The 23,952-nt window shown below is 35.5% G+C and carries 26 protein-coding genes; 8 read left to right on the plus strand and 18 right to left on the minus strand.

The window, feature by feature from the left end; translation table 11 throughout:
• Positions 1-1,047: a SepM family pheromone-processing serine protease gene (locus AMD00_RS13540; protein ID WP_245639520.1), complete on the minus strand. Its 1,047-nt coding sequence runs from the start codon at positions 1,045-1,047 to the stop codon at positions 1-3.
• A 148-nt stretch (positions 1,048-1,195) separates the two neighbouring features.
• On the opposite strand from AMD00_RS13540, the gene AMD00_RS13545 reads away from it, so the two are divergent.
• Positions 1,196-2,080, plus strand: a complete 885-nt coding sequence (locus AMD00_RS13545) for a hypothetical protein (RefSeq protein WP_053417552.1) — start codon at positions 1,196-1,198, stop codon at positions 2,078-2,080.
• Positions 2,081-2,134: 54 nt separating this feature from the next.
• Here the strand turns inward: AMD00_RS13545 and coaD are convergent, their stop codons facing one another.
• The 4 genes from coaD to AMD00_RS13565 are packed head-to-tail and all read right to left on the minus strand — an operon-like array spanning position 2,135 to position 4,652.
• Positions 2,135-2,620, minus strand: a complete 486-nt coding sequence (coaD, locus tag AMD00_RS13550) for a pantetheine-phosphate adenylyltransferase (protein ID WP_053417553.1) — start codon at positions 2,618-2,620, stop codon at positions 2,135-2,137.
• Positions 2,613-3,188: a 16S rRNA (guanine(966)-N(2))-methyltransferase RsmD gene (gene rsmD / locus AMD00_RS13555; protein ID WP_053417554.1), complete on the minus strand. Its 576-nt coding sequence runs from the start codon at positions 3,186-3,188 to the stop codon at positions 2,613-2,615. The genes coaD and rsmD overlap by 8 nt, the downstream gene beginning before the upstream one ends.
• 41 nt (positions 3,189-3,229) lie before the next feature.
• Positions 3,230-3,520 (minus strand): hypothetical protein, encoded by a 291-nt coding sequence (locus AMD00_RS13560; protein ID WP_053417555.1) that lies wholly within the window; start codon positions 3,518-3,520, stop codon positions 3,230-3,232.
• The gene (locus tag AMD00_RS13565; RefSeq protein ID WP_053417556.1) at positions 3,501-4,652 is read right to left on the minus strand and encodes a hypothetical protein; all 1,152 of its coding nucleotides are present in this window, start codon (positions 4,650-4,652) and stop codon (positions 3,501-3,503) included. Before AMD00_RS13565 ends, AMD00_RS13560 begins: the two co-directional genes overlap by 20 nt.
• A gap of 55 nt (positions 4,653-4,707) precedes the next feature.
• Between AMD00_RS13565 and AMD00_RS13570 the strand changes: the two genes are divergently transcribed.
• Positions 4,708-5,097 (plus strand): DUF7147 family protein, encoded by a 390-nt coding sequence (locus AMD00_RS13570; protein ID WP_053417557.1) that lies wholly within the window; start codon positions 4,708-4,710, stop codon positions 5,095-5,097.
• 80 nt (positions 5,098-5,177) lie between these two features.
• Here AMD00_RS13570 and AMD00_RS13575 read toward each other — a convergent pair whose 3' ends face one another.
• Positions 5,178-5,450, minus strand: a complete 273-nt coding sequence (locus AMD00_RS13575; RefSeq protein ID WP_053417558.1) for a YlbG family protein — start codon at positions 5,448-5,450, stop codon at positions 5,178-5,180.
• Positions 5,451-5,580: 130 nt separating this feature from the next.
• On the opposite strand from AMD00_RS13575, the gene AMD00_RS13580 reads away from it, so the two are divergent.
• Entirely contained in the window at positions 5,581-6,480 is a 900-nt protein-coding gene (locus AMD00_RS13580) for a glycerophosphodiester phosphodiesterase (RefSeq protein WP_053417559.1), read from the plus strand.
• 51 nt (positions 6,481-6,531) lie between these two features.
• On the opposite strand, the gene AMD00_RS13585 is transcribed toward AMD00_RS13580, so the two are convergent.
• Positions 6,532-6,978 (minus strand): YlbF family regulator, encoded by a 447-nt coding sequence (locus tag AMD00_RS13585; RefSeq protein ID WP_053417560.1) that lies wholly within the window; start codon positions 6,976-6,978, stop codon positions 6,532-6,534.
• Positions 6,979-7,339: 361 nt separating this feature from the next.
• Between AMD00_RS13585 and AMD00_RS13590 the strand changes: the two genes are divergently transcribed.
• A complete protein-coding gene (locus AMD00_RS13590; RefSeq protein WP_245639521.1) occupies positions 7,340-7,615 on the plus strand; it encodes a YqhV family protein in 276 nt (91 codons plus the stop codon).
• Positions 7,616-7,690: 75 nt separating this feature from the next.
• On the opposite strand, the gene AMD00_RS13595 is transcribed toward AMD00_RS13590, so the two are convergent.
• The 3 genes from AMD00_RS13595 to AMD00_RS13605 all read right to left on the minus strand — a co-directional run bounded on the left by AMD00_RS13595 (position 7,691) and on the right by AMD00_RS13605 (position 11,906).
• Positions 7,691-8,932: an MFS transporter gene (locus AMD00_RS13595; RefSeq protein WP_053417562.1), complete on the minus strand. Its 1,242-nt coding sequence runs from the start codon at positions 8,930-8,932 to the stop codon at positions 7,691-7,693.
• 131 nt (positions 8,933-9,063) lie between these two features.
• The gene (locus tag AMD00_RS13600) at positions 9,064-9,690 is read right to left on the minus strand and encodes a LysE family transporter (protein ID WP_053417563.1); all 627 of its coding nucleotides are present in this window, start codon (positions 9,688-9,690) and stop codon (positions 9,064-9,066) included.
• Between the two features lie 743 nt (positions 9,691-10,433).
• Complete coding sequence (locus AMD00_RS13605) at positions 10,434-11,906, minus strand: UDP-N-acetylmuramoyl-L-alanyl-D-glutamate--2,6-diaminopimelate ligase (RefSeq protein ID WP_053417564.1); 1,473 nt, start codon at positions 11,904-11,906, stop codon at positions 10,434-10,436.
• Positions 11,907-12,023: 117 nt separating this feature from the next.
• On the opposite strand from AMD00_RS13605, the gene AMD00_RS13610 reads away from it, so the two are divergent.
• Entirely contained in the window at positions 12,024-12,794 is a 771-nt protein-coding gene (locus AMD00_RS13610; protein WP_053417565.1) for an amino acid kinase family protein, read from the plus strand.
• Here the strand turns inward: AMD00_RS13610 and AMD00_RS13615 are convergent.
• A complete protein-coding gene (locus AMD00_RS13615) occupies positions 12,761-13,831 on the minus strand; it encodes a CAP domain-containing protein (protein WP_053417566.1) in 1,071 nt (356 codons plus the stop codon). The two genes, AMD00_RS13610 and AMD00_RS13615, sit on opposite strands and share 34 nt — an antisense overlap.
• A 146-nt stretch (positions 13,832-13,977) precedes the next feature.
• Between AMD00_RS13615 and AMD00_RS13620 the strand changes: the two genes are divergently transcribed.
• Positions 13,978-14,343, plus strand: a complete 366-nt coding sequence (locus AMD00_RS13620; RefSeq protein ID WP_053417567.1) for a YugN family protein — start codon at positions 13,978-13,980, stop codon at positions 14,341-14,343.
• Between the two features lie 103 nt (positions 14,344-14,446).
• Positions 14,447-15,502: a sporulation integral membrane protein YtvI gene (gene ytvI, locus AMD00_RS13625; RefSeq protein ID WP_053417568.1), complete on the plus strand. Its 1,056-nt coding sequence runs from the start codon at positions 14,447-14,449 to the stop codon at positions 15,500-15,502.
• Between the two features lie 44 nt (positions 15,503-15,546).
• On the opposite strand, the gene AMD00_RS13630 is transcribed toward ytvI, so the two are convergent.
• The 7 genes from AMD00_RS13630 to cyoE all read right to left on the minus strand — a co-directional run bounded on the left by AMD00_RS13630 (position 15,547) and on the right by cyoE (position 22,686).
• The gene (locus AMD00_RS13630) at positions 15,547-16,008 is read right to left on the minus strand and encodes a DUF420 domain-containing protein (protein WP_053417569.1); all 462 of its coding nucleotides are present in this window, start codon (positions 16,006-16,008) and stop codon (positions 15,547-15,549) included.
• Positions 16,009-16,037: 29 nt separating this feature from the next.
• The gene (gene ctaG / locus AMD00_RS13635) at positions 16,038-16,958 is read right to left on the minus strand and encodes a cytochrome c oxidase assembly factor CtaG (RefSeq protein ID WP_053417570.1); all 921 of its coding nucleotides are present in this window, start codon (positions 16,956-16,958) and stop codon (positions 16,038-16,040) included.
• Positions 16,959-17,722: 764 nt separating this feature from the next.
• Entirely contained in the window at positions 17,723-18,055 is a 333-nt protein-coding gene (locus tag AMD00_RS13640) for a cytochrome C oxidase subunit IV family protein (protein WP_038183700.1), read from the minus strand.
• On the minus strand, positions 18,055-18,681 hold the full coding sequence (locus AMD00_RS13645; protein ID WP_053417571.1) for a cytochrome (ubi)quinol oxidase subunit III: 627 nt from the start codon (positions 18,679-18,681) through the stop codon (positions 18,055-18,057). Before AMD00_RS13645 ends, AMD00_RS13640 begins: the two co-directional genes overlap by 1 nt.
• Positions 18,681-20,552, minus strand: a complete 1,872-nt coding sequence (gene ctaD / locus AMD00_RS13650) for a cytochrome c oxidase subunit I (RefSeq protein WP_053417572.1) — start codon at positions 20,550-20,552, stop codon at positions 18,681-18,683. The genes AMD00_RS13645 and ctaD overlap by 1 nt, the downstream gene beginning before the upstream one ends.
• 34 nt (positions 20,553-20,586) lie before the next feature.
• A complete protein-coding gene (gene coxB, locus AMD00_RS13655; RefSeq protein ID WP_053417573.1) occupies positions 20,587-21,672 on the minus strand; it encodes a cytochrome c oxidase subunit II in 1,086 nt (361 codons plus the stop codon).
• 96 nt (positions 21,673-21,768) lie between these two features.
• On the minus strand, positions 21,769-22,686 hold the full coding sequence (gene cyoE / locus AMD00_RS13660; protein ID WP_053417574.1) for a heme o synthase: 918 nt from the start codon (positions 22,684-22,686) through the stop codon (positions 21,769-21,771).
• A gap of 324 nt (positions 22,687-23,010) precedes the next feature.
• Between cyoE and AMD00_RS13665 the strand changes: the two genes are divergently transcribed.
• Positions 23,011-23,931, plus strand: a complete 921-nt coding sequence (locus AMD00_RS13665) for a COX15/CtaA family protein (RefSeq protein WP_053417575.1) — start codon at positions 23,011-23,013, stop codon at positions 23,929-23,931.
• Positions 23,932-23,952 lie beyond the last annotated feature (21 nt).

A 23,952-nucleotide genomic window follows, 5' to 3' on the forward strand; every position in this document is an offset into this window, starting at 1 on the left:
TTATTTTTGTTTTAAGTCATCTAAATATTTTAGAGCATCATCCACTGTTTTTACAGGCACGATTTTCATTTTCGTGTCTATTTTTTTTGCGGTTTCAACAGCTATTTCATAATTTGTTTTGATTCCAGGATTTAATTTTTTTACTTCATCCGTTATTTTATCGTCTGGAGCAAAGAAAATTTCGATACCACCGTCATCTGCAGCAATTATTTTTTTATCAATACCACCAATCCGGCCAACTTCACCCGATTCTAACATTTCACCTGTACCTGCTACGTTATAGCCTTTCGTTAAATCTCCTTCTGTTAATTGATCAATAATCTCTAAAGTGAACATTAACCCTGCAGAAGGACCACCAATTTTATCCGCTTCGATTTTTACTTTTGGGTTAGTTGTAATTGATTTATTTTCTGTGAAAGTAATGCCAATACCTACTTTCCCTTTTGTCCCAGGTATTTCTTTTAAAGTAACAGATTTTGTTTGCTCTTTTTCATCTCTAATGATAGTAAGTTTTACTTTATCACCGGATTTTTTTTCTGCTAAGTAGTCAATCAATTCTGTTTGACGAATAATTTTTTTTCCATCTATTCCAATCACTTCGTCACCGGGCTTTAAAATACCGTCACTTGCACCATCTTCTAAAACATACACAACATAAACACCGTTATACTTAATCTCATATTCTTTATTTGCCTTTTTGAAAGCAACATATTTGGCGTTAAATTGTGAATCTGTCATAAGTTTTAATTGACGTAAATTATATTCGTCCTCACTCTCATGCGGACTTCTAACTTGCGTTTCCGGAAGCAAATCTTTTCGACTACTTAACTTAGCACCAGCATAAGTAAAGGGCGTTGCTTTAGACATCGATACAGTCATGAGACTCATTGTTCCTTCGCTGTCTAATTTTGCATTTTCTACCTCTACAAATTGAGAAAGCTCATAAGCTCCACCTGGCTGCATAATATAATAAGGTAATGGATAGACAAAACCTAAAACCGCAATTGCAGCGATGACTATAAAACCTATAAATTTCTTGATATTCAAGACATGCACCTCCAATTAACAAACTCTTAAGCTATGTATATGACGAAACATTAGAAGGTTTGTTCGATTTTTTTAAAAATAATTTTAGCATTTGTGAATTTGACTTATAAAAAGATAAGAATGGGTGGAGCTAATTCTCGTTTCTCGTATGAACATCATTATTTGTTGGGTACTTATTGCTTTATTACTTTTGCAACCAGGTATTGCTCATGAAGGGGCAGATGTGGGCATCAAATTATTTATGAATGCACTCTTCCCTTATTTATTGCCCTATTTAATATTGACCCAATGGTTACTACGCCTGACAAATCAAGGCGGTAGTAATTCTTCTAAAACTGCTCTTTACTTAAAAGCATATGGCATAAGTGCATTAGGAGGATTTCCGACTGGCGCTGCTACAATTGCTTTTATGACAAAGGAACAACAATTAACACTGCGAGAAAGTAAGTTTTTACTTGCTATTTGTCATGCCCCTAGTCCACTCTTTATGATTGGCTTTGTTGGTTATGAATTACTTGAAAATGCCTCTATTGGTTGGCAAATGTTACTGCTAATACATAGTGTAAATTTAGTAACACTTGGTATTTTCATATTGTTTTCTAAACGCCCAACTGAAACAACGTCCATAAAAAAGGAATTAAAACGTGATTCATTCCCTTTAATTGAAAGTATGAAAGGTAGTATTCCGACTGTCCTTTTGGTTGGTACAACTGTTATATTTTTCACTACAATTAGCCATGTGATCGCAAAGACATTACTTCATTTCTTTCACGATTTGCCTACAGTTTTGGCCGTTTCTTTATATGCAGTGTTAGAAATGACTTCTAGCTTACATATTGCAACACAATCATTTGCAAGTTCTGCTTACTTACCTTTATGGCTCATAACTATTCTAGCGGTTCAAGGTTTAAGTATTCATTTGCAAGTTGCAGTTTTAGCTAAGGACGCTGATATCCCTCTTGTTCCATACTTTTTATTACGCTTGATTATGATACCTATACTCCCTCTACTATACTGGGTGATTTTCTTATGAAAATCACCGCAAAAAAGGCTGTTTTATGATGTACATCATAGAACAGCCTTACTTTTATTTCGAGTTGAACTTTTCTTTTAATGCAACTTCAACGATATCTGGTACTAACCCATGGATATCTCCACCATATTGTGATACTTCTTTTACAATACTAGAACTTAAAAATGAGTATTGATTTTTTGTCATGATGAAAAACGTTTCAATTTTCTCGTCAAGGAAGCGGTTCATCGATGTGATTTGCATTTCATACTCAAAGTCTGAAACTGCACGCAAACCTCGTACTATGGCATCTGCATTGCGCTTTTTTGCATAGTCGATTAATAAACCAGAGGATGAATCCACTTTAACATTTGGCATGTCGCACGTTACTTGTGAAATTAAATCCATTCTTTCATCCACATTAAATAATGGTTTTTTCGAGGAATTATTCATCACAGCAACATAAACTTCATCAAAAATATCGGCGGCACGTTTAATAATGTCTAAATGTCCGTTCGTAATTGGATCAAAAGTCCCTGGTACAACAGCTATTTTATTCAATGGATTCTCCTTCTTCCTTCACCGAGCGATAAAATGAAATAATAATGCTACCATAACTCTCTTCACGTATTTTTTCGAAATGCAGGAAGTTGTCTGGTAAATCTGTATCACGATCATGCTCACAAACAATCGTGCCTGAGCTTGAGATAACATTATTTGATACTATTTCTTCTACTAAATCATAATATGCTCGTTTTTTATAAGGTGGGTCTAAAAAGATTAAGTCAACTTGTACTCCCTTTTTTATAAGGGCTTTCATAGCTCTAACCGCATCGTTTCGAAAAAGCTCAGTCTGTTCTTCATAACGACATTTTTGTATATTTTCTTTTAGATTTTGGAAGGCGCGTCCATCTTTTTCAATGAAAATACCTTTATCCATTCCTCTACTAATGGCTTCAATACCAAGTCCACCACTACCTGCAAATAAGTCCAAAACGGTACCACCATCAAAAAACGGACCTAATATATTGAATAATGATTCTTTAACTTTATCTGTTGTTGGTCTAGTGGTTGTGCCAGATACCGCTTTTAAGGGCATCCCTTTTCTGTCACCAGCAATCACTCTCATTGTTTCACCAAACCTTCTCTTACTTACATTTTTAATCGATTTTAATTCAAAATAGCGGATGGCGCAATATTAATTTTGTCATCCGACTTTTCTACATCGACCAAGAATAACCTAACAAGCCATGCTTCTTCCACATAATAATCGTCACCAAATTTTTCGAAAGGTTGCGAAATGATATTATAGCGTTTTTGATTATATACATAGAATGACTCACTCATTGGGAATCTGAAATTTCGCGTATCACTTTCTATATACAATCCATTTTTCCCCGTACTTACTTCATAACCAAGACCATTTAATACCGGTACCGCTTTATAAAAAAATACGACCATCTTTGAAAATAACTTGCGTATCTTCATCCTCATTATCTTTCAAATACACATGTCGCGCATCTTCAAATAACAACGGAGCAATCTCAGTACGATCATTGTCATTCATTTCAAAAAATGACGTTTGTAAATCCAGTGTTTTTGACAACAATTTGTCGAGTACTTTTGGTGAGATTACTTCACCTTTTTGAGCAATCAAACTTTTTTTCCATACTTTTGATTGTTCGTTTGTCATGTACTTATTTACAATCTGAGTGATTTCATGTGCCTTATCAGAACCAATTTCTTTCCCCGTTATAAAGGACGCAACGGCAATTGGCAACCAATTGTTATTACTTACGAAGTCATATTGTTGTCCAATCTGAGACATGACGATTTTCTTTTCAATAGACCCAACATTAAATACTGGTGTAAATAAAATTCGTGTTGCTGAGTTTTTCTTTGAACTTTGCATAATCGCTACATGATTAAAGCCATCCAAAGAAAAGTCATTTAATTCTGTTTTTAAATCTTTCGATATCGCCTTGTCACTATATAAAGTAACTTGTTCATTTTCAAAGACAGTTTTCAACTTTTGCTTTTGCCAATATAAATCAGTCACTGCTCCGTAACCGCTATACATTGAATAATCTACTAGATCTAGTGTTTTTTGACCTACTAATTGTAGACCAGTAAACCATTGACCACCCGATTTTGTCTCATCAGAAATGTGAACCTGTGTATGTACTGGGGTCCCATTTTGTAGAGTTAAAAAAATGTTACGTAAAATTTCACCTGAAGTAAGCCCTTTTTTAGATATTGGAATTTCATAAGAGATGGATTGTTTCTCTTCATCTCCTGCTTTCAGCTGAGTTAGTTGCTCATTTAAACGTTCACAACTTTTTACATCGTCTAAGAGACATGCCTTTTTCTTACTCTTAGTTGGCCAAATAAGCTTCACATTATCTTGTGGGAGGTCGGTAAAGTGATGGTTCACTATCAACTTTCCTTTACGATAAATCACTTCTATTTCTTGGTCATAGTTAAATACCTTATCCTCCTCAGACAATTGATCCGAAAAGACATGGTACTGAAAAGTTAACATTATGCCGTTTAAAAATAATAAAATTGAAAATAAGCTGGCAGCAAATTTCATGTGCTAATCCTCCTGCATCATGATACTATGTGTTAGGAAAGGATGTGTACGAACAATGATTCAACAATTTATTGAACTCGGCAAAGGTTTTGGTGACGTTTTTGAACTATGCGAACTTGCAGAAACAAATCAGCATCGCTATCGTAATGCCTTCATACTTGTATCTGAACATAACGGCAAAAGTGTAGCTTCTCTTGCAGTAGCTTTTAATCCAGTTGGTGAAAGTAAATTTACACCACTTTATATTTGTAGAGAAGGTATTTCGCATTCACAAACAAAGCCTTCTAAACGAGTTCAACTATTCGAAAATAAAATAACTGAAATCGGCAGACAAGCAATTACGTTAAACGTAAAACACTCATCTGAATTTGCAGAAAATACTCTCTATTACCAATATCTTATTGGTATTATGCGTCTCAATCATTATATCCCATCCATGCACTAACTGATACGTTTCATCAATTTCCATTCAGTTTGACAACAATATACTGGATGTTCTTTTTATCGACAAATATAACCAAAGTTTTATAAATCAGTTTTATAATCGTATTCTTTTGCCTTATCAGGTTTCGCATTTTCAAACTCAGTTGATACAAAAGGACGATATGAAGGCACTGCGTTTTTAACATACGGAAGTCGTATCATTTTGGCCATCGTCGCTTCAATTTCATCTTGATCACAATAAAGTACAACATATTTTAATTTTCTTGAAATATAGTGTACATGTCCATATCTTCGCAAAGATTTTGCTTGTTTTAAATGATGGACATACACAATCAGGCCTTGTCGGTCTTTCATATGGATTCCCTCTTTTCTTACAAACAAGAATACCATAGCTTGGAATTCAATCGCAACCAAGTTTAGCTGACAGAGATATGGTTTATCCGTTATAATAAAATTAGAAGTCTGCATTTAGAGGAGGACTATAATGGGAAAGAAAACGAAAGTTGCAATCGCAATTGCAGCGGCAAGCGCAGCAGCATGGGCAGGTTCAAAAGCTCTTTCAAAACCTCAAAAACGAAGCGATAAAGATGCATTACAATATGACCACCCTATTGTACTTGCACATCGTGGCGGCTCACATTTAGCACCAGAACATACGATGGCTGCATTCCGTAAAGCAGCAGAACTCGGTGTTCACGGCTTCGAAATCGATATTCGTTTAACAAAAGATGAAGAAATCATTGTTTTCCATGATGAGTATGTAGATCGTACTTGTGATGGATCAGGTCGCGTAGCAGATTTAACTTTAGAAGAATTACAGTTATTAAACTTTGGCTATAATTTTGTTGATTTGGATGGTTACTTACCATATCGAGAGGCTAAACAATCAATTGTTACATTACGTTCATTGTTAGAAGAATTTCCTCAAATGCTCGTAAATATTGATATGAAAGATGCGCCAGATACATATGAGGGAGGATTAATGCCTTCAAAACTTTGGCGTTTAATCGAAGAGTTAGGTGTCGAAAATCGTGTTGTTGTGACAAGCTTCTTCGACGAACAAATCGATCGATTTAATCTTTATGCTCAAAATAAGGTTGCTTTAGGTGCTGGTCAAGGTGAAGTAAAAAAGGCTTATACTTCTTTCACTAGTCAATTTGGCCATCTATATCATCCAAAAGTTGACGTATTCCAAATTCCATCGAAATTTGGTGTTTTTGCTTTAGATAATGCTAACTTTATACGTTTCTTAGAAAACTTGAATATTCCAGTACATTATTGGACAATCAACGACGTATCAACAATGGAACAATTACTAGCAGCAGGTGCCAAAGGTATTGTTACTGATCGCCCTGATTTAGCAGTTGAACTATTAAATGAATAACAGAGTTATATAAAAAAAAGACTTATACGAAATTCGTATAAGTCTTTTTTCTTATGCTGAACAAGAACAACTACCGCCAGTTCCACAACCCGAACCACATGATGAACTAGAGTTTAAGAACGGGTTACTAACAGGCACTTTTACAGCCTCTGATACCGTTTTGCCAATTAACAAACTGATTTCATCTAATAAATCTTGATAATCATTTTCGGCAACTTTCAGAGCTGCTATTTTATCGTTTAAATCGAGTTTACGTTTTTGCAAACGGATCGATTTCATTATTGTTTGGTAATCCGGATGATACTTCCCAAAACGTTGAACATCTTCGTATTGCTCTTTCATCCGTTGGAATGAAGCAATTTCTTCTACAAGTTCAACATCGGAATAAACACTGTTGTAGGCATGCTGCAACGTTGCTATTTCTTTGGAGGATCGTATCATTTTACTCAGGACATCTACTTCATCAAGGATTTCTGCCCACTCAGAAGTCATCATCATATTTCATTCCTCCATTCCATTAATATCATAACAGATTTACTGTTTGATTGTTAAGTTAGCGATTGAAAAAAAGTTATTCACTTAAACCCCTTAGTCTTTTTCGTATTTTTCTTCAAACTAAATCTAAATCTCCTTTGTACGACTGCACTAAAAATATGAACAACTCATCCCATTTATTAACTGTTGCAACTATCTTATCAAAAAGCATGACTTATTGATAATAGTGGAAAAGCATACATACACTATAGAAAAGCTAAAATGATAGTTACCAATAAACTAAATTTACATATTTCTCTTATCCAGTTTTCACTACTTCTGTACGAGCTAAGTTATCTACTTACGATGAATATGAAAAAATAAGGTGGTCATTTTTATCGAAAAAGCACTTCTTTTAATGATTTTGTTAAGACTATGTTCAGGGAGTATTGAGGTGACAGCAGCACTTTTTATGTTTAAGTACAATGATTTAGAAAAAGCATTTTATATCAATACTCTCCTTGCGTTAGTTGGACCTACTGTTTTAATTGTTACGACTGGTATTGGTTTATTAGGCTTAGCCGAAAAAGTTTCGTTGCTCAAAATGGTTTGTCTATTCTCAGGTATTTTCCTCATCCTTTTCAGTTTGAATTCCAAGTAAGTAAAAACATCATGTATTTTCATATAAAAAGTAAAAAGGAACGATTCAGCTAAGTTAACTGATCGCTCCTTTTTATTATGTGGCACTGTTTTTTTGCCCGATTTTATCAATTTGTATGAACTTAAATACTAAAAACAAGATAATAAGCCCTATAACACCTGCTGAAATATAACTCATATTTAGATATTTCTCCATAACAAGTGACATGACTGGTGGACCTGCTGCAACACCGATAAATCTGGCTGAACTATAAAAAGAAGTGACAGTACCTCTCTCCTCTTTTCGAATATTTTCGGTAATGATGGCATCTAACACTGGTAATATTGCTCCGATTGCAATGCCCACAATACTGGTCACCACTAACAATAGAACCAACTTTTCTGCTGTATATCCAACAAACACAACGCTAATAGAAAGAACAATTAAACAGATAATCATCAGCTTCTTAATGAGCTTCATATCCCCTTTTATCTTCCTGCCAGTAATAAAAGAAGCGATACAGAGCATCATTAAAGGAATAGCTAACACAAATCCCTTTTTAACACCTTTAATATCGTGTGTTTTTTCAAGATTTTCAGATAAGAAAAATAATGCACCAAACAAAATAAGCATAACAAATGCCCCGTTTAGAAATACGGTGAATAACCACTTTCCCTCTTGCTTAAATGTGGTTTTAACATTGGTCAAAAATTCTTTTAGTTTTACTGGTTCGTCTTTTTCTTTAGGTACTTTCACAAAGAAGAAAATTAGTACGATAGAGATTAAGCTAAAAGCAGATATAGAGAAGAATGGTAAAAACCATATGAAAGCTGCAAACAATGAACCTAGAATTGGACTTAATACTTTTCCGAACGTATTTGACGTTTCAATAATTCCTAAACATGAACTTGTTTTTTCATCATCATCTTTATATAAATCACCTACTAGCGGTAATACTATCGGCATAGCACCTGATGCTCCTGCACCTTGTAAAATCCTTCCGATAATAATACCCATATACGGATTTTCCATTTTCCAAGAGGCTATACCAGCTATTAGACCACCGATTAACGCTAAGATTAAACTCGGTAAGATGACCATTTTTCTCCCAAAACGATCCGATAAGTAGCCTGCAACTGGAATGAGAATAATTGCCGCTACTGAATAACTGGTGATAATCATACTTGATTGAAAAGAAGAAATCCCTACATTTTTCTCCAAAATCGGTAACACTGGAATCAACATAGAATTCCCAAGTGTCATAACTAATGGAATTGATGCCAAACTGATTATACACCAGAGGCTGACATTGTCTTTACGATTACCAACATTCCCCATCCATACACCTCTATTAATTGTTAGATTATTTTCAATTATTAAAGGTATGATTTCCTTGCTTATTTTTTTTATGCGTTTGGATACACATTATGTACATTAAGGAAAAAGAGCGTTGTGAACATCTAGACAAATTAAAAAATTGAATGGTAAGCTTGAATACCAAAATAAATACCGAACCCGATCATTGATAAAGATGAAATAACGGAAACGATTCTCAAAAAAGATGACGATAAAACTTTCCGTGACCCCCCTGATATAGAGGCCATTATTAAATCGACTAAAGAAATGCCCAGTAATATGAATACACTATAGAGAATTATTTCTACCCCTGATAATGTTCCCGCTCCTCCTACAAGAACCGATCCATATATACCTAACCAAAAAAGGATTGTTAATGGATTTAACAATGCCATTAAAAAACCTGATAATAATGAATGTCTTAAACGAACCACTTTTCCAAATTTTGAATCCATCTCAATAGTATGTAATGTCAGTAGATTCTCAATACCTGTGTACATAAGTACGAAAAAGCCGAATGACCAAAGTAGCGTTTTTATTAAAGGTATTTCTATAAAGTGTCCAATGCCAAAGTACACCATGACCATATATAAAATATCGGTGACGACTGCACCAAGACCGAAAAACCAAGCATGGAAAAATCCATTTTTAATACCTGTATTTAATAAAGTTGCTTTAACAGGGCCAATTGGTGTGGCTAAAGATACCCCTAAAAAGAAGTATGGAAGTATGGAATTCATGAAATACCCCTCCGATATAATAGTGTCTTTGCATCATATTCAAGGCGCATTACTTGTACGACAATTTAAAAAAAGAAAATTCTAAGAATAATTAAACCTAGCTCTAATCATTTATTTACTAAAGCATTTTTCATCTTTACCATAAATAAATCAATTTACCAAAACAATTACTAAACAATAAAAAAACGAAGGATGTCAATTTCCATCCTCCGTCTTGATACTAGTTATTAATGCATTGTGGTTTTCCCATAAATAATTTCAGGTACTTCTAGATCTAGGTCAAGCAAAATAAATTTTAAGTAAAGCCGAATACGTCTGTTTTCTACGGTTATTACATTAAAAAATAAGGGGTATTCTGTAAAAATAGGATCTCACTATTATTTATTCAAAGAGACTTTCAATAGGCGAGTTGGAAATTACTTCACATTATTTTAACGAATGCTTCAGAAGCACATGCCATAGTAGTATTAGAACAATTTCTATTCCAATTTCACTTGCTATCCTACCAAATGTTAATATCATTGCAACTACTATTGATAAACTTGTATAGAAACATATGCCAATCACTTTGTAGCAGATGGTTACCGTGTAGATACGAGTAATCTAACATTGCATTATGTGAAAACCTCTATCAAAATATATTAATTGCAAAACTAAATCTATTCATCAAGGTAATCGTACTAAGGTAACTCTAATTTTCAATTGAAAAGAAAGTTGGCTAACATGCCTCATTCATAACTTCCTCATTTTTCGTCATTGAGCCGCGTTTTTAATAGTTTTATATATTCTTTAGCAATTTCATAATCTGAGAATGGGACGACTTCATTACCAATTATTTGAGTCGTTTCATGCCCCTTTCCCGCAATTAAAACAGTATCCCCAGGATTAGCCTCAGCTATTGCACTTTCTATCGCTTGTTTTCGATTAATTTTAATTGCATATGGTGTCAGATCAATGCCCTGTGCAATTTGGGCAATGATCATATCCGCTTGTTCTCTGCGAGGATTGTCACTTGTTAACCATATTTTATGAGCATAACTATCTGCTACTTTTCCCATTTCACGACGTTTTCCTTGGTCCCGGTCTCCCCCACAGCCAAAAACTACTATTAATTTCTTTTTAGATATTAATTTAAGAGATTGTAAAACAGCTACAAGAGCACTCGGTGTATGAGCGTAGTCAATGAATATTCGTATACCAAGATCATTCTCTACTTCTTGTTGTCTTCCTGAAGGCAATGTGAGGTAAGGAATACTTGGAGCAATGGTTTGAAGCGGATATCCAAGTTGTTGTACAGTTGCCACTGCTGCTAATACATTTTGTTGGTGATGCTCTCCTACAAATGGCATCTTTATTTCAACTGGATTTTCCAAATATTGCACAAGTAAAACGGTGGAAGTACCATTTATCTCTTTATGAATGACGCTAATGTCCGCGGTTCGATGTCGACCAAAAGTAAAGGATCTTACATGATGCTGTTTCATATTTAAACAAAATGGATCGTCAGCATTAACAATTATTTTATTTGCTAAAGTAGCCAATTTTCTCTTGGCTAATTCATACTTTTCCTTACTACCATGTTCGTCATAATGATCTCTACTCATATTTAAATATACGCCGTAATCAATTGGGCAATGATCTAATCGATGTTGCGACAATCCTAAAGAAGATGCTTCTATAATAATATACTTCACGCCCAATTCTACGCATTGCGCAAAAATCGGGTACAAATAGGTTGGAGGTGGTGTGGTCATAGAAGAAGTATTCTGATCCTGACGCTCACCATTTATCCATAATCCTAATGTGCCAAGTACAGCTACTTTAGCTCCAAGCTTTTGTAATATCTGCCCAATAAAATGCGTTACAGTTGTCTTGCCATTTGTTCCGGTCACCCCAATGACAGTCAATAATTCAATTTTATCCCCTACAACAGCTTTACATGCATAGGATAAAAAGGTTGAACAATCAGGTACCCAAACATGAGGCACTTCTAAATGTTCAATTGGCTGGTCTTGATCATACACAATGGCTACTGCTCCTTTTGCCACTGCTTCGGAAACAAAATGCCAACCATTATGCTGTTTTCCTTTCCTTGCAACGAAAATATTACCTGGCTGGATTTGTTCTGCAACATCAGTTATTCCACTAATTTCTACACGTATCGAGCCGCCCTGTACTTCACAAGGCCAATCCTTAATAAGCTCTGCTAAGATCAACTGCTTTCCTCCTGCACGTTTTTAACATCATCGAATACATTATTACAATCCGCTATTCACTTGTATCGTATGAAGAGAGTGCACAAAATGACACGAAGAAAGATGGGAGTATTCACTATGATTATTCAAAAGTTTGGTGGAATCGCAATGCAATCCGAAGCTTCGCGTAAACATTGCATCCTTCATATACGTAAGGCTATTCATAAATTTGAAAAGGCAGTTATCGTTGTTTCAGCTATGGGCCGCGGTGGAGATGCTTATGCCACTGATACCTTGTTAACCTTAACAAGTGCTTTTAAAAACGATTCTAAATCAAAAGACCTCGTTGCAGCATGTGGAGAAATGATTGCCGCAGCAGTCATTTCAGCTGAATTAGAACAATGTGGTATCGATAATACTTTGTTGTATGGTCAAGGGATTGGCATTGAAACATCCGATAACTTTGGTGACGCAGAAATCCATGCTGTTCACACAACAGCCATAGAAAAAGCTCTAAGCGAGACTTCTTGCGTCATCGTACCTGGTTTTCAAGGTTCCACTGCAGAGGGAGATATTACTACTTTAGGACGTGGAGGTAGTGATTTAACCGCGGCGCTACTTGGAGCTGCCTTGAAGGCACAATTTATTGAATACTATAAAGACGTTCCTGGAGTTATGACTTACAATCCTAAAGTTAATGCTAACGCGGAATTAATTTCAAAATTAACGTATCCCGAATTCCACGAATTACTCAATGATAACCATCCAATAGTGCAAAAAAAAGCAGCGGAGACGGCAGAAAAACACCATCTCACACTGCATATTCGAAATACTTTTTCTATGGACCAAGGAACACTAATCATACCTGCTATTCATCATGGCTCATCCGATATACTATCTATACTTTGAATAAACACCTGTGAAAAGTGTTTACCAAAAGCACCCGATCCGAGCTGATTATAATCTTCATTTAATAATGTGTCTCGGTGTTTCTCTGAATTAAGTAATCCATTAATTGCTTCGGGAGCATCTAGGTAATCCTCCGCAATATTTTCTGCTGCCATATCAAAATTAACAACTGCATTTTTTAATCGCTCTTTTAAAGTATCTGGCTGAACGCCCTCTTTTGAAAAATTGCCAAGCGCTAAACTTGCAGCATGACTTTGAGCTATACTATTTAAATCAATTGCTGCGTTTAAAGCTGGCAAACCTTTTTGAGTCCGATAAACGTTCGTCAAATCAAAAAGTTGTCGCTGATTCGCTAAATCTATTTCAACTTGTAAATAAGATGAAGGTACGTTTGATGTAATCATGTCGCCGACATATGTCATATCATACGGCTGCTGTTTCACGAGTGTTTCTCCATCTATGAAGCGTACTGCCTGTAAGGTTTGATCTTTCGCGTCAAAATACATTTGAGCATATAAACCATCATACATCGTTAAAATACGTGTTTTCATATCTTCTTCATCCAAAATAAAAGTGTAAATATTTTCGTCAATTTGCACATTGACTTCCGTATCAATAATAGTAGAACGATATATATCATCTAATGACTGACCTATTTTAAAAGGTGTCGCTGCACCATTAACACCAGCAATATACACTTGTGTTACTTTACGTCCCTCTACACCAACCATTAAATAATCATCATAACCCTCATCGTATACCCACCATTCATAACCATAAGCAGAAGGTTCTACTCGGCTTGGCTTGCCTTCTAATTTTTCTAATGCATTAGTAGACTTTCCTACTAATGTAGATAATCCATCTTTCGGTCTAGGTATAGCCTTATCATTCACATTTGGAACATCTTGATTAGGTATTACTTTTCCTTGTGAATTTGGAGCTGTTAATAGTTCATTTTCCTTTACGGACTGATTTGTATAGAAGAAAACAACTAATATAGCTGCTAATATAATTAATATTCGAAATAACGCTTTCACATGGCCTCTCCCCAATTTGTTTAGTTATTTTATTATACCAATTGCCGTGATGTATTCACAATGTTGTCATTGCAACCGATGCATTTTTGCTCTATTATAAAATGGAACGTATATATGGTACGATGAGTCAAAGGAGGACGAAATTTATGTATTTCGAAAATACAGGACTTGAAAACACTTTAGCTGACATTACACTTCTTGATGATCTTATGCGCGAACATGGTTTAATCCGTGCTACAGGCTGGGACTACGAACGCGTAACTTGGGACAGACGCTTTGATGTACGTGAAGGTACATTCTACCTACGTGTATTCGGTTTCACAAAAGACGGTGACATCGGCGCTAATGATGCAATGATTACACTATTAAAACCAGCTCTTGGTAAACACTACTTTCCACACGGTGTAGAATATGGTGAAGGTGAAGTATTCCCTGCTCATCTAGTAAAATCTTGCCAAGAAATTTTGAAATCTCTTGAAAAACAAATTAAATCATTTGAAATTCATGCTTAATAGTTTTATTTAAGTGCTGATATCTTTCAGCACTTTTTTCATTGGATAAAAATTAGAAATTTATCCATACTATGAGCGTAAATTTAAAAGATAGGTGATTTGATTGGCTAAATCCAATTTTTTTAGTATATTAAAAAAAATCTTACTAACCATTATAGTTCTATTACTATTATACATTTTGATACCAGCATCTATACCAATTTTACTATCTCTTGTGACCGCTCTGTTACTTGAGCCACTTATACAACTTCTACAACGAAAATGGATTAAATCCAGACGTTTTTCAGTCATCATTGTATTCTCTCTCTTTTTAATCGTATTATCAAGTATCCTGTACTTCTCCATCACAAATGCTATCACTCAAGTCTCTCATTTATCAAAAATAGCTCCTGAACTTTTCGACCAATTAACCGCATCTTGGATGAACCTTCAAAATCGATTAGCAAAGATCACTCACGATCTACCTATTGAAGTAATTACTGAGATTCAACTTGGTATTGACAGAGTAATTGAAAGACTTCAATCCTCATTCATCGAGTTCTTTAACTACGATAGATTAAAAATGATCGTATCTAAGCTACCGTTTTTTTTACTCAATTTACTTGTTTATATGTTTGCTCTATTTTTATTTATGTCTGAAATGCCGAAACTCAAAAAAAAGTTTAATTCATATATTTCTCAAAATAAGGCGGAAAAGTGGAAAGTACTTTTTCAAAAACTCCATATTGTATTATTTGGTTATATTAAAGCAGAATTAATCGTTAGCTTATGTATTTTAGTTGTTACTTTTTGCGCTTTACTATTCATCGTCCCTAAATACGCCATTATAATGGCTTTAATCATCTGGTTCGTCGATTTATTACCTATTTTAGGTGCCATTGTTATTTTAGCTCCTTGGGCCATTTACGCTATGCTTACTGGTCAAATGGCAATGGGTATCAAATTGGCAGCATTAGCGATTGTCATTATAATTCTCCGCCAAATATTAGAGACGAAGGTTATGAGTGCTCAAATCGGATTACCTCCACTTGCTACATTAATTAGTATGTATATCGGCTTACAATTATTTGGGTTCTTAGGTTTTTTTATAGGTCCATTAATTGTCATGGTATTTATAACAGCTAAGGAAGCTGGATTACTAAGTAAATTTATCAAATAAAAAAGCTGTTCCCCAAAAAATAATAAGGGAACAGCTTTTTATCTTTACTGACTTAAAATAGCTTTAATAACTGAGGTTGTTTCTCCACCTTTGTATAATACATAAAGTAATATATATACTGCTACGCCTGTAATGGCTGTGAAGAACCAAATCACACTTGTAATCGGTCCAATTTTACGATGACGTACAAGGTTATTTTTGAATCCTGCTAATAATGTTACGATACCGAAAACGGCACCTGTAGTTGCCAAGCAAATATGGAATACAAGGAAAATTGTATAATAAATTTTCAAATTATCTGGTCCACCAAATGCTGTATTACCAATAAATACAGTACGTGATACGTAAATAATAAAGAATAACATTGCAGATATTGCAGCTGCAATCATGGTTTTCTTGTGCGCTTCAATTTTTCTTTGTTTAATTAGTGCCCAACCAATTGCTACTAAAATAGCACTTAATGCAATAAAAGTTGTACTAATTGTAGGTAAAATAGGTACATTCATGCGTTTTTCTCCTAACAATCTTTTTGTTATTAATTATACTGATTAGCATTTAATTGTTGTCTTTCCAATAAAGCTTTTTGCGTAATTTCTTCCGCGTTCTCTTGTTCATTACGATACCATTTAACAAATACTTTACCTAATACAGCTGCAAAGATAATTTCTTGAATAATTTTCATAATGACTCCGCCTAGCTGTTGATCGTACATAGGGTCCATATTAGTAAATAATTCTGGCCCCGATAAAGATAGTCCTGCTAATGTTGATACAGGTACACATAATTCCATTGCTTTCATCCACAATTCACCATCTGTATATGTAGCATAGAATGGCGTTGAAGCAAAAATAATTAACGCACAAGCAGGCGTGATAAGCACCGCATTCCCGATAATATAACCAATTTTGTGTAGATCCTTCATACGAGGTTGTCCCTCTACAGAATTAATAAGTGGCCAGTACATAAATAATGCTGATACAAACAGAAGTAATGTATACAATCCATGTATCGTTTCATTTAGTTTTATATAGTCCAAAACCATTGGAATATGATAAAAAGAGAATAATGCAACGAAAAATGCTAAAGCAAACATGGGCTTAGTCATAAAATGAAATACAGGTTTGATATAAGGTAATTCAATGACATACTTCCATAACCAATTTGGGATCCCCTGAATCAAGAAAATCGGTATTAATAAAAGTAGTAAAGCCATTTGCACCATATGCATTGTAAACATAATATGAGCCATTAAATCGACTGGCGAACCCATAACAATATATAGCAATATCATACTGATTACGAAATTGATCGCCTCACGTTTCTTCAAAGGTTCACTCACTTTGAAGTCCGTTCTCCATTTAACAGTAATAAGAAAATATAGAACAGTTAAAAACAAAATGACGCCTATTAAATAAGGGCTCCACATTGCTTGAAATCCAAATATACTTAGAGGCATAGTATTTCGCTCCTTTAGTCTCAATACCTCCATTATAAGTCCCAACCCCACGAACTTCAATGAACGAATCATGACAATTTTTTTATTAAATGCTTTGCGCGTTCGTTCAGCGGCGACAAGCACTGGAATTTTTGAATCAAAGTCATCTTTTAGACTTTGACCGAGAAAATGGAAGTGACCTCGAGCCGCTAACGCGCAAAGCTGGATATACCTAAATGCTGAAGGCGCTCGTTCAGCTACGAAACACGTTGGAGGACGGAAGCCAAAGTCGCCTTTTGACTTTGAGCGCCCGGCCGAAACGTCGCGAGTAGCTAGCGCCTGAAGCTGGATATCTTATTAAATGCTTTGCGCGTTCGTTTTAAGGAGCGTAACCTAAGTTCGCGGCGTCCTGCTGCAACGGTTACGTGACCCACATCCTGTGGGCCCTCGACAAGTACTGGAATTTTCGAATCAAAGTCATCTTTTCAGACTTTGACCGAGAAAATGGAAGTGACCTCGAGCCGCTAACGCACAAAGCTGGATATCTCACTTAAGGAACGTAACCTAAGTTCGCGGCGTCCTGCCGTAACGGTTACGTGACCCACATCCTGTGGGCCCTCGATCGGCACTGGAACTTTCGAAAGCATCTTTCCAGACTTTGATCGAGAAAAAACGATGTGAAACTTTATACTTAATGCTTGATTACATCTTCCAGCCTTAAACACTATCTAGCAAAAAAGCAAAAAACCGAGCCTGTAATAGACTCGGTCTTTTTGCTCTGGTTCTTACCACCAAATGATTGTTACAAATGCAAGAATCATTGTAAAAGCGATGAATGCAGCAGAGTACATGAAGAATTGTGCCATTCCATGACCCTTTTCGCTCCAGTGCATAAAGTAATACAATTGTAGTGCTACTTGTACAGCCGCAAATAATAAAATAAGTGGTGCAACTAAGTAAGCAGACATTCCTGCTTGAACTGCAGCAAATGCGATGAATGTTAAGAAGATCATAATCGCAAATACTGTTACTTGATTACGCATACCTTGGTTTGCGCGTTTACGAGCATATTCATACTCGTGTTTACTTCTTGTACGTGCTTCAACGTCATGTGACATTAGCCCAACACTCCCATCAAGTAAACTACAGTGAAGATGAATACCCAAACTACGTCGATAAAGTGCCAGTATAATGAAGCTAAGTAGTACTTAGGAGCATTATAAAGGTTTAAGCCACGTTTAGAGTTACGCAGCATTAACAGGATAAACCAAGCTAAACCTATAATTACGTGCAATCCGTGAGTACCTACTAAAGTGTAGAATGAAGAACCGAATGCACTTTGAGTAAATGTAAAGCCAAGGTGTACATAGTGATAGAACTCATAAATTTCAAGACCAAGGAATCCTAAACCTAATAAAACAGTAACGATTAACCAAGCTTGCATTGCTTTGAAATTATAGTTTTTCATATGATACATAGCATAAACACTTGTTAATGAAGAAGTTAAAAGTAACATCGTCATAATGAAAGCAAGTGGTAACTCAAAAAGACTTTGAGTTGAGAATTCCATTCCAGCTGGCCCTTTATTTTTTAGTGCTAAGAAAGTCGCAAATAAAGTAGCGAATAAAACTGTTTCACCACCAAGGAAAATCCAAAAACCAAGTGTTTTGTTTTTCCCTTCAAGTGTAGAGTTCTCGGGATGTGCTGGCCAAGATTGTGGGGTAAATTTCTTATTTAAATCCATTAGTGTTTACCCCCTTTTTCATTCATTAATTCCTCTTTATGAATATGATAACCTAAATCATCTTTAAGAGAACGTGTAATCATAGAAGCGAATGTAATCGCTAAACCAATAATTAATACTGGAATTGACCAAGTTTTATCTGTATCTTGGTGATAAAGTGCACCAAATGCTGCAACAAATAAACCAAGTGAAATCATGAATGGAATAAATGAGTTGTTTGGCATATGGATATCTGAAATTGGCTCAGCATATGTCATCCCCTCTTTGTTTCCTTCCATTTTTTCAATCCAAAAAGTATCTAATCCACGAACAAGTGGAGTTTGTTTAAAGTTATAATATGGTACTGGTTGTGGAATAGCCCACTCAAGAGTACGTCCATCTTTCCATGGATCGCGTCCAGCTGGTTCATTTTTAATAGCAGTGATAATTACGTTTACTACTAGTAAAATAACACCGATTGCCATTAAGAAAGCACCAACCGTACTAATTAAGTTGAATTGGTCCCAACCTTGTCCGCCCATGAATGTGAACACACGACGTGGCATACCCATTAATCCTAAGAAATGTTGAACAAAGAATGTACAGTGGAACCCAATGAAGAAGAATACAAATGTAATCTTACCAAGAGTTTCATTTAACATTTGGTTAAACATTAAAGGCCAGTAATAATGGGCTGAAGCAAATAATGCTAATACGATACCACCAACGATAACGTAGTGGAAGTGAGCTACGATAAAGTAAGAATCATGTAGTTGGTAATCAAGAGGTGCAGATGCTTGCATTACCCCTGTAACCCCACCAGCTACGAAAGATGGGATGAAACCTAATGCATAAAGCATTGGTGTTGTAACTTTGATGTTACCGCCCCAAATTGTTAATAACCAGTTAAATACTTTCATACCTGTTGGTACAGCAATCGCCATTGTCGCTACTGCGAAGATTGCGTTTGCAGTTGGTCCAAGACCTACAGTAAACATATGGTGAGCCCATACCATGAAGCCTAAGAAACCGATTAAGATAGTCGCAAATACCATTGAAGAGTATCCGAATAAACGTTTTCTTGCGAATGTCGCGAAAATCTCAGAGAATAAACCGAATGCAGGAAGTACTAAGATATATACTTCAGGGTGACCAAAGATCCAGAATAAATGCTCCCAGATAACTGTATTACCACCATTAATATGATCAAAGAAGTTCGCATCAAACATACGGTCGAAAATCATGAAGAATAATCCCACAGTAAGTGGAGGGAACGCGAATAAAATTAAAGCAGACGCTACAAATGTAGTCCATGTGAATAATGGCATACGCATATATGTCATACCTGGTGCACGCATGTTAATAATCGTTACAAGGAAGTTAATCCCCGCGATTAGTGTACCCGCACCTGAAATTTGTAAACCTAAAGCATAAAAGTCAATACCATGACCTGGTGATGCTAGAGATAATGATGCATAAGAAGTCCAACCTGCATCAGGAGCTCCACCTAAGAACCATGAAAGGTTTAAGAAAATACCACCAAATAAGAATAACCAAAAACCTAAAGAGTTTAGGAATGGGAAAGCAACATCACGTGCACCAATTTGTAGTGGTACAGCGGCGTTCATAAATGCGAATAACAATGGCATTGCAGCTAAGAATATCATTGTTGTACCATGCATTGTAATAATTTCATTGAAAAGACCCGCACTCACAAAATCATTATCTGGTTTTGCTAGTTGGATACGAATAAGCATTGCTTCTATACCACCGACTACGAAGAAGAACGTACCGGCAATAAGGTAAAGAATGGCGATTTTTTTATGGTCTACTGTTGTTAAGTAGTCCCAGATAGTTGCGCCAAAGCCCTTTTTCTTTGCAGTTGAGCTCACAACTTTAACCTCCCTCAATATGATTTAAATCAAATTATTTTTCTACAGATAGACCCATTAAGTATGCGGCTAAAGCATCAAGCTCTTCATCTGTGAATTCTTTACCGTTATTTAAAGCTTTCTCTTCTGGCATTATGTTTCCTGGTTTAAGCTCTTGTGAGTTTTTAATCCAGTTTTTAATACCATCTTCTGAGTGTTCAAGGAAACCAGCAACACGGTTACGATCTCCAAATGCAGCTAAGTTAGGTGCAACTCCGCCTCCAGTACCTTCACCAGAAACTGCGTGACATGAAATACAACTATTAGCGAATACTTGTTCACCTAAATCAGTTGAATTTTTATCAGCTTTTTTCCCTTTAGTAGCTTGCATGTTATCAACCCAATTGTTGAAGTTATCTTGGCTTAATGTTTTAACTTTGAAATCCATTAAAGCATGTGAAGGACCACAAAGTTCAGCACATTTACCATAGAATACTCCATCTTTCAAACCGTCTGATTCTTTATCAAATGTCAAATAGAATTTGTTGATGTTATCAACGTTTGTATCCATTTTACCACCGATAGCTGGAATCCAGAATGAGTGTTTTACATCAGCAGCTTTTAAATTGAAGTAAACTTTCTGACCTGTTGGTACTACTAATTCTTGAGAAGTTACGATACCTTGTTCAGGGTATTCGAATTCCCACCAATATAATTTAGCAGTAACGTTTACAGTAACCGCTTTCGCGTTACCGTCAGCGTCTTTCGCTTCCATCGCTTTAGTATCAGCGAATTTGTAAGTTAAACTTACAGTAGGTACAGCTAAGATTAATAATAAAACGATTGGAATTGCTGTCCAAATAATTTCTAGTGTATGGCTACCTTCTACTTGTTTTGGAATTGTATTTTCTCCAACTTTTTTACGTCGGAACTTAACAATAGCAAGTACGTAGATGATAACCACTACGATAATAACAAACGTCATAATTGCAGTAGATAATAGCAGTAGATTGTATTGATCTTTACCAACTTGACCCGCTGGAGTTAAAGTTGATAAATACTCTTCGCCACAACCTGAAAGGAAAATCGTTAGTGCTGCTAACAATCCGAATAGACGCCATTTTTTAAGCCCTTTCATCATAGCTTAATTAAACCCCTCTTTCTTTGTTGTATTTACATGTGTAACTAGGACTGTGGTTCATTCTATATGAATTCCTTTAAAGAAAGAATCCCAAAGTTAGGCAAAGACAGAAAAAATAATCATTGAAACAAATAAAATAGTCATATAATTTAATGAATAAATAAACATCTTATTCGCCCATTTTATATCATCTGTCGCTTTAAAACCTGTTAAAGCAAGCGCGAACCACCCAAGGTTCAATACTGTTGCGAGAATAATAAATCCTATTCCGAGCTTCATAAGCAGGAATGGTAGTGGGAATAACAATAATACCCATACTAACATTGAACGTTTAGTTCTTGCAAAGCCTTTAACAACTGGAAGCATAGGAATATTGGCTGCTCTATATTCTTCAGTACGTTTCATAGCAAGTGCATAAAAATGCGGTGGTTGCCATACAAACATTATCAAAAATAGTGCCAATGCACCGGAACCAAGTGATGGTTCAACAGCAGCCCAGCCGATTAGTGGTGGAATAGCACCTGAGATACTTCCTACAACGGTATTACTTACATGCCTTCTCTTTGACCACATGGAGTACAAGACTACGTAACATAATATGCCTGCAAGTCCCCACACACCGGCAGCAAAAGATGCCATAAATAACAAAAATTCACCTACAATTAAAAGAGAGAGCGCGATTGTCAGTACAAGGCTCGGTTTAAATCTACCAGTAACTGTCGGTCTTGACTTTGTCCGTTTCATTATTGGATCAATATCTAGATCAATATAATTATTCATCGCTCCAGATCCTGCAATAATGAATGCCGCACCTACTAAAGTAAAGAACATGATATTCAATTCTTGTAAAAAATGTTTATCAGTGAATTGAAAGGCCAACCAAAGTCCTGTAAAAGTAGTAACTAAATTGGAATTAACAATCCCAATTTTGATAAGTGCAAAAAAATCTTTTACTAGCGAACTTGTTTCAGGTTCCGAGTTTCCATTAGCAGACAATATACGACTATTTGACATATTCCCCCTCCTTTCGATTGATAAGCATATTCCGTTAACCCTACTATAACGAAAAATAGCGTTGATTTCTAGACAGAAAGTGAAATTTCATGTCGAAGGGTTGATGGAACCAGTTTCTCTGACACAACATATCTATAGTAAATCATTTTCTTGTTTTAATTGTGAAGGTTCTTATACGAAATTATGAACAATTTGTGAAATCGTTTTCTCTTTAGATTGACAATATTCTATACAAGTTGTTTTTTGGTCCTATTTTCGCTATCATCAGAAAGGCAGGTACCACCTTTCAAAAGGTGATTACTATATATAAAGTAGGTGGCAATTATGCAATATAGTAAATACATGAAATGGTTTGCAGTTGCTGCAACAATTGGAATGTTGCTCATTTTACTGGGCGGAGCACTCGTCACAAAAACTGATAGTGGTATGGGCTGTGGTAGAAACTGGCCTGATTGTAACGGTTCTCTAATACCAAAAGAAATAACTACAGAAGTGTTGATCGAATTTTCCCATCGTGTCGTTACTGGAGCCGTGTCATTTCTTATTTTGATTTTGACAGTTTGGTCTTGGAGAGTATTAGGACATATTCGTGAAGTGAAATTCTTATCTTTCATGGCATTATTCTTCTTGATTGCGCAAGCTTTAATCGGTGCTGCTCAAGTTTTATGGGGACAAGGCGATTTTATATTAGCGCTTCATTTTGGTATATCACTTATTTCATTTGCAGCAGTACTCTTACTCACATTAATTATTTTCGAAGTTGACCAAAAATTTGATGCGGACAAGGTCATTATTGGCAATACACTAAAGAGACATACAATAGGTGTTACAATCTATTCTTATCTCGTAGTATATACAGGTGCCTTAGTACGTCATACAAATGCGAGCTTAATTTGTCCAGATTGGCCATTATGTAATAACAAAGATATTGGATTACCTGCTAATTTCTATGAGTGGGTTCAAATGGGCCATCGTTTTGCAGCTGGATTAATCTTCGTTTGGATTTTATTCATTGCAATTCATGCTATTAAACATTATAAAGAACAACGAGTCCTCTATTGGGGTTGGATTATTGCACTAATAATAGTTTCTCTTCAAGTATTAGCGGGTATGGCTGTAGTACTTTCTCGCTTAAATATCTTATTAGCATTACTACATTCACTATTAATCACACTTTTATTTGGTTTATTGTGCTATATGATTCTATTATTATCTAGAAGTCGACAAAATCAGAAAAGTAACTAAGTATTTTCAATAAACAATATA

Origin of the sequence: Viridibacillus arvi (genome assembly GCF_001274945.1) — a bacterium.
In the GTDB taxonomy this organism is placed as follows: Bacteria; Bacillota; Bacilli; order Bacillales_A; family Planococcaceae; genus Viridibacillus; species Viridibacillus arvi.